The sequence below is a fragment of the Bacillus sp. FSL E2-0195 genome (assembly GCF_038003645.1).
GTDB lineage: Bacteria > Bacillota > Bacilli > Bacillales > Bacillaceae_G > Bacillus_A > Bacillus_A mycoides.
This window is the reverse complement of the sequence record NZ_JBBOPN010000001.1, coordinates 1,560,023-1,573,983: the sequence shown is the minus strand read 5'-3', so window position 1 is coordinate 1,573,983 and position 13,961 is coordinate 1,560,023. Positions and strand designations below refer to the sequence as shown.

14 protein-coding genes are annotated in these 13,961 nt (G+C 34.1%); 4 read left to right on the top strand and 10 right to left on the bottom strand.

What is annotated here, in order from left to right; translation table 11 throughout:
* Positions 1-12: 12 nt before the first annotated feature.
* Positions 13-1,233 (top strand): MFS transporter, encoded by a 1,221-nt coding sequence (locus MHH59_RS08125; protein ID WP_085312950.1) that lies wholly within the window; start codon positions 13-15, stop codon positions 1,231-1,233.
* A 172-nt stretch (positions 1,234-1,405) separates the two neighbouring features.
* Entirely contained in the window at positions 1,406-2,131 is a 726-nt protein-coding gene (locus MHH59_RS08120; RefSeq protein WP_147740420.1) for a sulfite exporter TauE/SafE family protein, read from the top strand.
* A gap of 310 nt (positions 2,132-2,441) precedes the next feature.
* On the opposite strand, the gene MHH59_RS08115 is transcribed toward MHH59_RS08120, so the two are convergent.
* From MHH59_RS08115 to MHH59_RS08095, 5 genes are all read right to left on the bottom strand, one after another.
* Complete coding sequence (locus MHH59_RS08115) at positions 2,442-3,053, bottom strand: flagellar motor switch protein FliG (protein ID WP_340851040.1); 612 nt, start codon at positions 3,051-3,053, stop codon at positions 2,442-2,444.
* Position 3,054: 1 nt separating this feature from the next.
* Entirely contained in the window at positions 3,055-3,600 is a 546-nt protein-coding gene (locus MHH59_RS08110; protein ID WP_340851039.1) for a sigma-70 family RNA polymerase sigma factor, read from the bottom strand.
* A 174-nt stretch (positions 3,601-3,774) separates the two neighbouring features.
* A complete protein-coding gene (gene nfsA, locus MHH59_RS08105) occupies positions 3,775-4,509 on the bottom strand; it encodes an oxygen-insensitive NADPH nitroreductase (RefSeq protein WP_050000286.1) in 735 nt (244 codons plus the stop codon).
* A 165-nt stretch (positions 4,510-4,674) separates the two neighbouring features.
* Positions 4,675-4,992, bottom strand: a complete 318-nt coding sequence (locus MHH59_RS08100) for a DUF4870 domain-containing protein (RefSeq protein ID WP_002011879.1) — start codon at positions 4,990-4,992, stop codon at positions 4,675-4,677.
* A gap of 147 nt (positions 4,993-5,139) precedes the next feature.
* Positions 5,140-5,676 (bottom strand): YdcF family protein, encoded by a 537-nt coding sequence (locus tag MHH59_RS08095; protein ID WP_306475273.1) that lies wholly within the window; start codon positions 5,674-5,676, stop codon positions 5,140-5,142.
* Positions 5,677-5,878: 202 nt separating this feature from the next.
* Between MHH59_RS08095 and MHH59_RS08090 the strand changes: the two genes are divergently transcribed.
* Entirely contained in the window at positions 5,879-6,544 is a 666-nt protein-coding gene (locus tag MHH59_RS08090; RefSeq protein WP_002126540.1) for a DUF421 domain-containing protein, read from the top strand.
* Between the two features lie 38 nt (positions 6,545-6,582).
* Here the strand turns inward: MHH59_RS08090 and MHH59_RS08085 are convergent, their stop codons facing one another.
* Both MHH59_RS08085 and MHH59_RS08080 read right to left on the bottom strand, forming a co-directional pair.
* Positions 6,583-7,938, bottom strand: coding sequence for an MATE family efflux transporter (locus MHH59_RS08085; RefSeq protein ID WP_003188403.1), 1,356 nt, complete (start codon positions 7,936-7,938; stop codon positions 6,583-6,585).
* An 89-nt stretch (positions 7,939-8,027) separates the two neighbouring features.
* Positions 8,028-8,858: a MerR family transcriptional regulator gene (locus tag MHH59_RS08080; RefSeq protein ID WP_340851037.1), complete on the bottom strand. Its 831-nt coding sequence runs from the start codon at positions 8,856-8,858 to the stop codon at positions 8,028-8,030.
* 268 nt (positions 8,859-9,126) lie between these two features.
* Here MHH59_RS08080 and MHH59_RS08075 point away from each other — a divergent pair, with 268 nt between their 5' ends.
* Entirely contained in the window at positions 9,127-10,290 is a 1,164-nt protein-coding gene (locus MHH59_RS08075; protein ID WP_002011888.1) for a cation:proton antiporter, read from the top strand.
* 63 nt (positions 10,291-10,353) lie between these two features.
* Here the strand turns inward: MHH59_RS08075 and MHH59_RS08070 are convergent, their stop codons facing one another.
* The 3 genes from MHH59_RS08070 to MHH59_RS08060 form a co-directional block, all read right to left on the bottom strand.
* Positions 10,354-10,632 carry a DUF3986 family protein gene (locus MHH59_RS08070; RefSeq protein ID WP_002186254.1) on the bottom strand — a complete coding sequence of 93 codons (279 nt, stop codon included), beginning with the start codon at positions 10,630-10,632 and terminating at the stop codon, positions 10,354-10,356.
* Positions 10,633-10,712: 80 nt separating this feature from the next.
* A complete protein-coding gene (locus MHH59_RS08065) occupies positions 10,713-12,062 on the bottom strand; it encodes an aspartate aminotransferase family protein (RefSeq protein WP_002126530.1) in 1,350 nt (449 codons plus the stop codon).
* A 348-nt stretch (positions 12,063-12,410) separates the two neighbouring features.
* Positions 12,411-13,961 carry a solute symporter family protein gene (locus MHH59_RS08060; protein ID WP_002011892.1) on the bottom strand — a complete coding sequence of 517 codons (1,551 nt, stop codon included), beginning with the start codon at positions 13,959-13,961 and terminating at the stop codon, positions 12,411-12,413.

The window sequence follows — 13,961 nt, the reverse complement described above, 5'->3', positions numbered from 1 at the left end:
GTCCAATTGTTTATGAAAAACAAATTATTATTATTGTCGGGAACAGGAATTTCTCGTTTAGGTGATTTTATGTATCTCATCGCTCTAAACTTAATGGTGTTAAATAGCACAAACTCCCCTGCTGCTGTAGCAGGATTATGGATTGTAGGTCCAATTGCCACCGTTGTTACAAAAATATGGTCTGGTAGTATAGTAGATCGATTAAACAAACGGTCCATTATGCTCATCACAGATATAATTCGAGCAGCTCTCATTGGCTGTATTCCACTATTTGATTCTATTTGGGCCATTTATATTTTTATCTTTTTGACTCGCATTGCTACATCATTTTTCGATCCAGCTTCATTCACTTATAAAACAATGCTTATACGAGCTGAAGATCGTGCTCAATTTAATGCTTGGAATAGCCTATGTACAAACGGGGCTTTTATTATCGGTCCAGCTCTTTCTGGAATACTTCTCACTACTTACTCGGCAGACTTTGTTATTTACTGCAATTCACTTTCATTTCTACTTTCTACCATTCTCATTTACTTCTTGCCAAACATTACATTACAAACAAAGCAAAACGAAGAGGTTGCAAATACTTTCGTACAAACATTACGAAGTGATTGGAAACAAGTTTTTTCATTCGCTCGAACGGAAACTTACATTATTCTCATATTCGTTTTATTTCAATCCACTATGCTTGTTTCTATGGCACTCGATTCACAAGAAGTTGTTTTCACAAATCAAGTACTGTTTTTATCCGATATAGAATATAGCATGCTTGTTAGTATAACTGGTGCTGCTTACATTTGCGGTTCATTTCTCGTCTCTCTCTTTGCCAAACGATTAGCAATTCAACATTGTATCGGATTAGGTATGATTTTCACAGCAATAGGTTATGTGATTTTTGCCTTTTCAAATTCATTTATAGTCGCAGCGAGCGGTTTTATTTTACTTGGTATTTCTTCATCATTTGCTGGTACTGGCTTTATAACATTTTATCAAAATAACATCCCTGTACATATGATAGGACGTATCGATAGCGTGTTTGATTCAATAAAAAATTTCATCCAAATCTTTTTCATTTTAGCAATTGGAGCATCCGCACAATTTCTTTCCGTTCAAATTACTGTAATCAGTAGTTCATTACTCATTCTTTTCCTTTCCTGTTTATTAGCAATCCGGGTAATGACGCCTTCACGAGAAAAATATTTTAAAGCTACAGGATCATCTTTGGAATATTAACCGCAACATAAAAAGCGGCTATTTTTCCGCTTTTCATCCCGCTATTTGCCGGGCAGTAAGATCCCGGATTGGTGTGGCTAATAATCAGTGGGGGATGAACAAAACCCCCACTGATTAAAATTTCACTTTATGTTAAAATATTTATTGGATCTAATTATGTAGGGGGGCTATTTTGGAGATTATATTCATTTTCATATGTATTATATTAGTAGCTTCTATTTTACAAACAAGTACAGGTTTTGGCTTTTCTATTATGGCAACACCTTTCTTGCTCATGTTATTTCTACCACAAGAAGCTATACAAATAAATATCATTTTATCATTAATTATTTCCATATCACTCATTTGGAAAATAAGAATGGACATTGATTTTATTCTACTGAAAAGATTAATTTTCGGAAGTATAGTTGGTGTTCCTTTTGGTATTTTAATTTTCATTTCCATTAACATCAACACATTTAAATTAGCAATTAGCATCCTGCTCTTACTATTAACGTTGATGCTAATATGCAACTTTAAGATTAAATCAACAAAATCTAGAGATTTCTTAGTGGGTGGATTATCCGGTCTTTTAACGACAAGTATCGGTATGCCAGGACCACCCCTGTTACTTTACTTTACAGGAACTGATACGAAAAAAGAGAAGTTAAGAGCAACTACATTGGCTTTTTATCTGTTTATATATTTCATTAGTCTAGTCACTCAAATACTCTTTACTGGCACAAACAAAGCAATTTGGGAATCAAGTTTTTATGCAATTCCAATTGTATTTTTAGGTTTGTTTATAGGCCAAATTATTTTCAAATGGCTTAATCAACGGATTTTTAAATTTTTTACATATACCCTTTTGAGTTGTACAGGCATTTATCTTCTCATTGAAAGTTTGAATTTGTTATAAATAAGTTTTTTAAATTAGAAGGTGCTTTAGAGTGTGCAATAACACATAGATCTAAACGAATTTATTGGTTTGGTGTATTTTTAAGTGCAGTGGAGTATTTCACATCAAAAATTAAACAAATTTATTTTAACCCCGTCTTAAAATCGGAACGGGGTTATACGTGTTTTAAGTTTTTAAATTAAATAACTTTATTGTCAGTTTACAATTAGTAGTCCCACTGATGATTCTTTCATGAGAAGAATATTTTAAAGCTACAAGATCATCAATAGAATACTAACTAAACCATAAAAAGCGGCTATTATGCCGCTTTTTACATTAAATATTTTAAAAATAAAAGACCGGATGTTACTATGACAAGAACATTGAAATAAATCATCCAGCCTTTCTCAAAATCTTTATATTTCTCTTCTTTTACTCCATGCTGTTTTAATTTCATAATAATCATAGCTAGTTCTTGTTCGTGCTCTATACTTCCAAATTGTATATATTTTTTATTATATTTAATCCCGTATACGTTTTTCATTTTTTTATGTTGTGAAATTGCTTGAATATCTTCTATTAACATACTGTATTCATTTACCTTTTTAAAATAACAATCTAATCCTTTCATCAGCAACCTTTTATTTGTTAAAACGATATAATAGTAAAAAGTTGCACCTACAGTATAAATATTCGGTATTACTTTTGTATTTACCATGCATCCCTCTTCTACTAACAGTTCATCCTCAATTTCTTCATTTTTTTGTAACTCTTCGCGAATTGACTCTTCAAGCATTTGTAAAGTTAATTTTTTTAGCAGTTCTCCATTTCTCACATAATACTTATCTATATTTATAGACTCATTCGCTTCTTTCTCTAAACGTGTAATTTCTTCTTCTGAATATTGGAGCTCATTTAACATCGATAATAATCTTTTATCCATATTACACACTCCCTTTCCACAGTTTTTGAAGTTTTTTCTTTTCACGAGAAATTCGATTGTATATATAGTCAGCCGTTACTTTTAATTCTTTCGCAATATCGTCAATGGAATACCCATCAATATACCTCTTTAAAAAGATATACCGATCCTTTGTATTTAAATCTTGTACGAGTTCCATAATCTCTTCTTCTTGTTCTATTTCATACCTATCATGGATACTTGTATCTATTTCTACGTCTTTATCGATTTTATTCTCTTTATATACTTTCTTTTTATATTCCAATGCCTTTAATTTAGTAATACCAATCATCCAAGATTTTAAGTTTCCCTTTTCTATATCAAATTGTTCGATATTAAGCCAAATGATAGTAAATACATCATTATAACAATCATCCACATATTGTTTTTCAATAGGGGTACTTAATGATTTATGAATAATGTACAAAATTAATTTTCCATATTGATCAATTACTTCTTTCAAAGCATCTTGATCGCGTTTTTTCATAGCTATAATTAAATCCTCTTCAGAATTGAAAATCATAAACATCTTCCTTCCTCAGTTCCCCTTTAGCAGCTGCTTTTACTTACTATTGGCATTTCATTCTCATTTTCTATCACTTTTGTAAAAATTTATTAATTTTTATTTCTATGTATATGATAGCAAAAAAATACATTTCTCCTCCAAAAAAGACAAACCCGCATTCCAGGTTTGCCTTTTTACTTATTTCTTATTTAATCCTTTTTCATTTAAAAACTCTTTCATATGCATTCTTTTCTCTTTGGACATAAATGAGCTCATTGATTCCGTCCATGTTACGTTTTTTTGATTTGACGATCTTTCTTTGTAATACCCACTCATCGTTTCATCATATTCGTTTAATAATTCATCATATTTCTTTTCATCGTATCCATTTTCATGAAGAATGGCCGCTACCGGTAAACGCGGCTTAACTCCATGCTCTTCATTTGGTACGCCCACTGTCATTCCGAATACCGGATATACTTTATCCGGTAAATAAAGCAATTCACTCACTTCTTTCGGGTTATTACGAATTCCGCCAATATAACAAATGCCGTATCCTAATGATTCAGCTGCAAGTGCTAAGTTTTGTGCAAATAATGAGGCATCTACTGTTGCTACAATAAAGTCCTCTACTCCCTCATGTTTAATTTCTGTTCCATGTTTCTCACATGCAGTTTCTAGACGTTTTAAATCCGCACAGCATACAAAGAATGCTGCGCAGTCTTTCACATGACGATTCCCGGATAATTCAGCTAGTTTAACCTTTAGTTCCTGATCTGTTACATATATAAGAGAATACGCCTGTACAAAATGTGAGGAAGCTGCATGCTGCGCAGCTTGCACCATTCTTTCTACTATCTCTTTTGAAATTGGTTCTTCTTTATATTTACGAACTGAAACGTGTTGCTCCATTTTATGTATCATCTCATTCATAAAAACCACTCCTTTTTTCTCTTCATAATAAAAAATTAACATATCTTTTTCATTATTCACAACTTATAAGCAAAAAAAGAGCACTCCTTTGTGAGTTGCTCTTTTTTAAATACATATTAATATGGTAAATGAAATTATATCGACTTTACACACATAACGACAATGTTAAGCTGCTTTCAATACTTTAATACCTTTAACAATATTCCAAATGAAGTAGTAAATTCCTACAAGAATAAACACTGCATACGTTATAACCATCCCAATTCCAACGCTCTCAGACTGATTGAAACTTAAACCGTATACTCCTGATAAAGCTAACCCTCCAAATAAAATTGCATATGGGAAAACATGTGACCAAAATGCTTTTTTCGCATGATATTTCACTTCATCTTCCGCAACGAAGTAAACAATAATTGGTAGTAAAAATGGTGCAAAAAAGATACTAAAATAACATAGCGAGGATAAAATATTATTTCCTTTCATACGATTCACCTCTAAAGTTTTTTGTTACCTTCATTATGTCAGGAAACCTTTCCAGAAACTATCGCTTTACCTTTCATGAACATGACATTTTTGTAAGATTTTCCTCGAAATAAATCCCGCCTCAAATTTTGGGCGGGATTACTTTAACTATATTCGATTCATAAACCAATATTGCGTAATCGCTAAATATTCTCGTACATTCGATGGAATGATAATTGGCTTCGGTGTTTTGGCCGGAAGCCCTTCTAATTGCAAACCTTGTTTTGCAGCTATTTTTTTCGCTCTAAACATATGGAAATCGTTTGTTACGATCATACCTTTTTTCATATTGGCTGGAATTAACGGTTTTGAGAATTTAATATTTTCATCTGTGCTCGTCGACTTATCTTCCATTATAATGCGGTCTTCTGCAATATTTTGTTTCATTAATCCTTGTTTCATCGCTAATGCTTCTGTAATATCTTCACCTTTTCCTTGGCCTCCAGATACAATAGCAATTGTTTTATCATGTAATTTTAAATACTCAGCTGCTTTATCAATACGATATTGCAATGAATACGAAGGTTTTGTTCCATTTACTTTCGATCCTAGTACAATTATATAATCCGCATCATCAATTGCATTCATATGCCCATGCTTATAAATGTTATATTGTAAAAACCCCGCATATACGGCGCAAATCATTATAACAACTAAAATATACTTGATTATTTTCTTCTTTCTCATATCCATATACCCCTATTCCCTTTACTTCCTTCATCATAATATCCATTTATTCGTTTGTATACAGACAAATTCCAATTAAGCCTAATTTATCCTCCAAAAGGTAATATTTCTATTAATTTCGGGAATAGTAAGTACAACTTCGCACGAAGGAGTGTCCCTATTGCTTCTCTTTTTATGTAACGTATCATTCTTTTTCATCTTATTTTTACTATCACTTAAGCTACTTGGTAAATCTGCATTAGCACAACTAACTCCTCATGATTTTGGGGCTATTATCTTTTTATCTTATTTAGCTTTTCAAGCCATACCAGTCGCTGGTGCTTTACAAGCATTTCTCGGTATGGTCGTTATTACATGTTTGCATTTGCTTCTTACAAAATTAAGCCTACTCAACAAACTAAATCGTTTTATTCTCGGACACCCCATTATTTTAATTAAACATGGTGATATTATTTTTGAGAACTTACAAAAAAGTAGATATCCGATCCCTGAATTGCTTTCTAACCTTCGCGTCGCAGGATATCCAAGTGTTCATGAAATTGAGTATGCGATATTAGAAGCGAATGGAGCTATTAGTATTTTACCAAAAAGAGAACTTGTGCCTCTGACTCCAAAAGATTTGAATATAAATGTTAAGTATGCAGGCTTACCAATTGCTCTTATCGTTGATTCACAAATTCAATACGATAACTTAAAATTAATCCATAAAAATGAAAAGTGGTTACATGCAGAGTTAATGGAGAAAGGCGTTACAAATATTAAAAATGTGGCTTTCGCTTCTGTGCAGGAGACAGATGGATCTTTTGCAATTAGTTTAAAAGAATGAAAAAAAATCCCCTTACTTGTTCAAGGGGATTTTCTTCACTATATTGCTTTTTTCTCTCTCGCCATGTTTAACGGAACAGGATGTTTCATACGATTCATCGTAAATACGATAATTGCTGTCAATACTTCCGCTACTGGCATAACGAGCCAAATTCCGTTTATACCAAATACTTTTGGCATAATCCATAACAATGGGATAACAAATAGTAAACCTCGGCTCATTATTATAAGTACTGATTTTTTCGTTTGTCGCACTGATTGGAAATACTCTCCATACACAATGTTATAGCCTAAAAATACATATTGAATAAAGAATAAACTAATACCTGTTAACGTTAACTCCAATAGTTCTGGCGATTGAACATTAAATAAACCTATAATATATTTCCCAAAGAATAAACCGACAACAATCGCAATGCCTCCGAGTACAAGCGCAATTTTCACAGCAAACTGTAATCCTTCACGCAATCTTTCTGATAAGTTTGCACCGTAATGGAAACTAGCGATTGGTTGTAATGCTGCACCAACACCGAAGAATAATAGTAATGTCATTGCATGAATACTATTCACCATCGCATAGGAAGCGACTCCTATTTCTCCTGCATATTGAACGAATGCAATGTTAAAACCGATTGTTACGATTGCAACTGTACTTTCTGCTGTAAAGCTTGGGAAACCGATCACCATAATTTGTTTAACCGTATCCCATTCAAAGTGGAATTTCGTCCATTTTAAAATACTACTTTTTCTAAAGAAGTGAGTTAATAATACAAGGAAACCAATTGCCGCCGAAAGAATAGTAGCTGAAGCAGCACCAGTTACACCCCATCCAAAGATGAAAATAAAAATATAGTCGAACACTATATTTAATACAGCCGTTACAACAAGACCTGCCATTGCTAAATTAGGATTTCCGTCATTTCGTATAAATGTACTTAAAATATTTTCTAAAACGTATATCATTCCAAATGTTAATAACACCTGTAAATAGTCTAATGCGTATGGTAAAATCACTTCATTCGCACCAAATAAATATGCTAAATCTTCTATTCTCCATAAGCAAATAGCCGCTAAAACGCCAACGATAACAACTGCTACTGTCATAGATTGAGTAAAGATAGACCTTGCTCTTTCCAGTTTATTTTCACCTAGTGCAATGGAATATAGCGTTGCTCCGCCCATTCCAATCCATAATGAAATAGAGAAGAAAATTGAAAATGCTGGAATAGCTACGTTTACTCCGGCTAAACCGTTCGCTCCAACTCCTCTACTAATCATGACTGCATCAATCACAATATTAACCGACATTAATACCATCCCAAGAACAGCTGGTATTAAATACGTAATAAATAAACTTTTAATTGGTTTTTCTCTTAATTTTTCTGTTGTTTCCATCATATAAATGCTCCTTTTTCAATCCTCTGTTCACAGTTTAAACCTTCAAGTTACTTGAAGGTCAATAGAGAATCGAAAAATATATAAGCCTATTTTTTAACAACAGGTATTTGAATTTCCGTTACTTGCTCCTTCGGATTTTCTGTTACGGACCAATCAATTAATGCAAGTTCCAGTGCATCTCCGCACACTTCATATCCTTCGTTATCAATGTGCTTTAATAATTCCGTATACGTTGCGTCTGTTTCTTCATATGGTCCATGGTGATAAGAACAGGCAAATATCCCTTCTTTTATTTCATCTGAAGTATGCGCTTCAAAAGGCATGTAATCCAATAAAATAAACACACTGTTATATGCTTGAAACTCATTTTGCATTAATGCTTTTTTTGAAACTGTTACACCGATATCACCTGAAAATAAACTATTATCAATTTGCTTCATATTTTTTTGCAACGAATGGATATAATATTCAAACATATCATCCGTTGTATTTGGTGCAACTGCAATTGCTGTAATTTTTCGTTTCGGTATCTTTTTATAAATAATTTGATTTGCTTCAGATTTCGTCGCTTTCTTCATTAAATGGATTTTATGTTCCATTTTTGCCAAAGCATACTCGATTTCTCTTTGTTTTTTCAGCATCATTTCTTGTTGTTTTTCAAGTAAATTCAGCGCATAAGATGGATTTCGTTCATCAATATATTTCTTTATTTCCTTTAACGAGATGTTCAATTGGCGTAAAAATTTAATCGTATCTAATAGTGAAAACTGATCAATTGTGTAATAACGATAATTGGTTTGAGGGTCAACAATTGACGGATGAAAAATCCCTTTTTCATCATAATAACGTAATGTAGATTCCGCTATATTATGCATTTTCGCCATTTCCCCAATTGTAAAACGTTGATTTAATAACATTTTTCTTTCTCCATTCATTATATGTAAACTGTATTACTTCCTATTATATATCTATATCCCCCGTTTCTAAAACGAATCCTCTCATGAAAATCTGCTATTTTTTCATTGATTTTTAATAAATTTTATTATATATTAATTACAGGTTCAAATTACAAGTTCAAAAGAACTCGTAATCAGACCCTTTGTTTAATGGATCTTTACATATTATCATTAGGCAAATTCCGAGAAATCGTATGATAAAAATAAAAAATGATGAGGAGAGGATCAAATGGAATTCGAATTTTTCTTTCAGATTGCACTTATTTTATTAAGTACAAAGCTCGCTGGTGACCTTAGTGTTAGATTAGGTCAACCTTCTGTACTCGGTAAATTAATTGTTGGTATCGTTATCGGTCCAGCTATATTCGGATGGATTGAAAATTCAGAGCTTCTAACACAATTAAGTAATGTCGGAGTTATTCTTTTAATGTTTATGGCAGGACTTGAAACAGACTTAGAAGAATTAAACGCAAATCGTAATTCTTCTTTAGCTGTTGCACTTGGAGGTATCGTTCTTCCATTCGTAGGTGGTTACGTTGCCGGTCTTGTTGTCGGTATGGAACAAGGGAATGCTGTCTTTTTAGGATTACTTCTATGTGCAACAAGTGTTAGTATTTCCGTTCAAACACTTCGTGATTTAGGTAAAATGAAAACACGTGAAAGTACGACGATGCTTGGAGCCGCTGTATTTGATGACATTCTTGTTGTTATTTTATTAGCATTTGCAATGAGCTTCTTAGGAACAGATGACGTTAACTTAACAATGATTATCTTGAAGAAAGTAGTATTCTTTGCTTCTATCATTTTAATTGGTTGGAAAGGTGTTCCAGCAATCATGCGTTGGTTATCACCGCTTCGCGTATCTGAGTCTATCGTTAGTGCTGCGCTTATCATCTGTTTCTCATTCGCATACTTCGGCGAACTATTAGGAATTGCTGGTATTATCGGTGCTTTCGCAGCTGGTATCGCTATTTCTCAAACGAACTACAAACATGAAGTAGAAAAGAAAGTAGAACCAATTGCTTACGCTATGTTCGTTCCAGTATTCTTTGTTAGTATCGGTATGAATATTACATTTGACGGTATTGGCGATCAAATTTGGTTCATCTTAGCATTAACAGTTATCGCTGTATTCACAAAACTAATTGGTTGTGGATTCGGTGCACGAATCACTGGATTTGATGCAAAGTCTTCTGCAATTATCGGTGCTGGTATGGTTTCTCGTGGTGAAGTTGCACTTATCATCGCAGGAACAGGACTTTCTTCTGGCCTATTAGCACAAGATTACTTTACAGCTATCGTTATTGTCGTTATTTTAACTACAATGATTACACCACCAATGTTAAAATACACTTTTGGTGCAAAAGATAAAGCAATGAAAGCAAGTAAATAAGTTTCATATAATAAAAGGAGATTGCTATCTTATAAGATAGCAATCTCCTTTTTCATTTTATCTTTAAACAATTCCATTCATTTTTAACCAGTTTTCAAACATAGTTCGCGCTTCTTCATCATCGATATCATTACTAAATGAATACACCTTAATGCCATAATCATCTATATATTCACCTAGCTTCATTTCCTCCACTTTTTTGTAAAAATCATCTACCTCATAGTGTGGAATATAGGCATCCCAAATTGGTTCATTTATTCTTTTGTACGCTGTCACTTCTAAATCATATCCATCTTCATAATATCCGATGTGATAATGTTTGTTAGGATCATATTTCTCCATTAATATCCCTTCCTTTAAAAAGCTATCCTATTTCACGTAATAAACAAAAGCGAGCTGTATATTACAGCTCGCTCAATTAATTAAATACGCTCCATCGCCGTCTTCAACGTACCAACAACGAAAGCAATTTCTTCACTTGATATAACGAGCGGCGGTGCCAATGTTAAGACATTATTATATCCTGCTGTTGTCATACCGTTACGCCCAATAATGAGCCCTTTTTCTTTACAAGCATTTACAACACTTGCAATTTTGTCATTATCAATTGGTTCTTTCGTCGCTTTATCATTTACTAGTTCGATTCCAACTAATAACCCTTTCCCTCTAATATTTCCAACAAGCGGATGTGCCCCAATTTCTTCTTTTAATTGATTTAATAAAAGTGAACCCATTTGTGCAGAGCGCTCAATTAAATTTTCATTTTCCATAATCTCTAAGTTTTTAAGCGCTAATGCACAAGCCGCTGGATTTCCACCAAATGTATTAATATGGCGGAAGAATTCATATTCTCCTGTTCCTTTAAATGCCTCATAAATTTCTTTTTTTACAGCTGTTGCTGATAATGGTAAATATGCGCTCGTAATACCTTTTGCCATCGTAACGATATCAGGCTTAACGTCATAGTTCATAAACCCAAATGCTTTTCCTGTACGCCCGAAACCACAAATAACTTCATCACTTATAAGTAGTGCTCCGTGTTTTTGACATGTTTCGTGAATTGCTTTCATATAGTCTTGTGGTGGCATTAAAATACCTCCGCCTGTAATAATTGGCTCCATAATAAATGCTGCTATCGTTTCACTTAATTCCCATGTCATAACACGATCTACTTCTTTTACGCATTCTACATCATAAATATTTTGTGATTCCATTTCTGGCATGCGGTAACAATCTGGAGGCGTTACATGTAAAAAACCTGAAGCGAATGGCTCATATTGGTATCTACGCTGTGCTTGTCCAGTCGCTGCCATCGTCGCCATTGTGTTTCCGTGATAACCACGATAACGTGACATAAATTTGTAACGATGCGGTTCACCTTTTTGAGCATAATATTGTCTTGCTATTTTAAAAGCGGTTTCATTCGCTTCTGATCCACTATTAGAGAAGAAAATAACATACTCTCCACCAAGCCACTCGTTTAACTTTTCAGCGAGCTTAATTGCTGGTTCATGTGATTGTGACATCGGAAAATATGATAATGTTTGCAATTGCTTATAAGCTGCCTCTGCAAGCTCTTTTCTTCCATATCCGCTATTTACACACCAAAGACCACTCATACCATCTAAGTATCTTTTTCCTTGTATATCTTCAACCCAGCACCCTTCTGCTTTTGCCCCTACCATTGTACTACTTGGACTAAAGGGACGCATTCCGTGCCACACATATTGCTCATCTTTTGCTAATAATTCATCGGTTTGTTTTGTCTTCATCATTTCTTCCACCTTCCATAACAACTTATTTTTCACAAAGCTGCGCTGGTGCCATGATGAGTTAAATTTCTCCCTGCCTATTTTCATTCCACAAACACAAGACAAATCCTACCAAAATTAAAGTAATATTTATCCCACTATTTGTGGGCAGTAAAACTCCCACCCCCAAATTCAGCTGGAGCAAAGAAGTTAGGTGGGAGATTAACTGCCCATAAACGCCCGATTGGTGAGAGCTAATAATCAGTGTGGGGGGATGAACAATCCCCCACACTGATTAAAGTTTCACGTTATAAGAAAATGTCAAAAGAAAGAGGAGCTTTTCTTATATTTCGAAAAGCTCCTCTTTTTTTAATGCGAAGATGCATCACTAATACCATGACCAGTATTAGATTTCACAAGAATTTCATCAAATTTCGCTGCATCTTCTTTCTTACTAGAGAAAACAGTTCCTAAATATGCTGCAAGAAACCCGAGCGGGATCGAAATAATTCCAGGTGTCGTATATGGAAATATCGCTTCTCCAACAAAAATAGCTTTTCCAGCTACTGGGTTCCAAACATTTGGACTTAACGCTACAAGAACAATCGCTGATACAAGACCAACAATCATACCAGAAATTGCTCCTGTTGTATTAAAACGCTTCCAATAGATTGTAAATAATATAACCGGTAAGTTTGCACTCGCTGCAACCGCAAATGCTAGTGATACTAAAAATGCTACGTTTAATGTTTGAGCAAATAAAGCAAGTATAATAGATACTATCGCTACTCCAATAGACGCATAACGAGCCATTGACACTTGCTCTTTTTCCGTTGATTTTCCTTTACGGATAATCTCATTATAAAAATCATGCGCGAATGCTGATGCTGCTGTTAACACAAGTCCTGCTACTACAGCTAAAATAGTTGCAAAAGCAATTGCTGATACGAAAGCAAATAAGAAATCTCCGCCTAATGCTTTTGCTAATAAAGGTGCTGCCATATTACCAGCAGGGTTTGCTTTAATAATCGCCTCATTTCCTACAAACGCTGCTGCTCCAAACCCTAAGAAAATTGTCATAATATAAAACGCGCCAATTAACCACGTTGCATATACAACAGATTGACGTGCAGTTTTTGCATCACGTACTGTAAAAAAGCGGACAAGAATATGTGGTAATCCCGCTGTACCAAGGACTAGTCCTAAATTTAAAGAAAGTGTATCAAGACCATCCTTATACTTTACTCCTGGATTTAAAAACGAATCTTTTAATGGAGTAGCTGTTTTCATGTGAGCGAACATTTCAGTCACACTGAAATTAAATTTGGAGAAAACGATAACAGAAATAATAAATGTCCCTGCCATAAGTAGTACAGCCTTTACAATTTGAACCCAGCTCGTAGCTGTCATTCCTCCAAAAATAACATACACAGTCATAAGTGTACCTACGATTAATACAGATGTTGTATATTCAATACCTAATAATAGTTTAATAAGTGCACCCGCACCAACTAATTGTGCAATCATATAAAAAATTGAAATCGTCATCGTATTAAGCGCTGCTATACCACGAACTTTTTTCGCATCAAAACGTGCCGCAATCATATCCGCTAACGTGTACTTCCCTAAATTTCTAAGCGGTTCTGCGACAAGATATAGAACAACTAAATAAGCAACTAAAAAGCCGATACTATAAAAGAACCCATCAAACCCAGTTAACGCTATCGCTCCGGCTATACCAAGAAATGACGCAGCAGACATGTAATCCCCAGCAATAGCCAGACCATTTTGCCAGCCAGTTAATCCCCCTCCAGCCGTATAAAATTCACTCGCATTTTTCGTTTTTTTTGATGCAAAATAGGTTATGACGAGCGTACCAAGAACAATAATTAAAAATAGTGCAAACGCAGTAGTATTCAA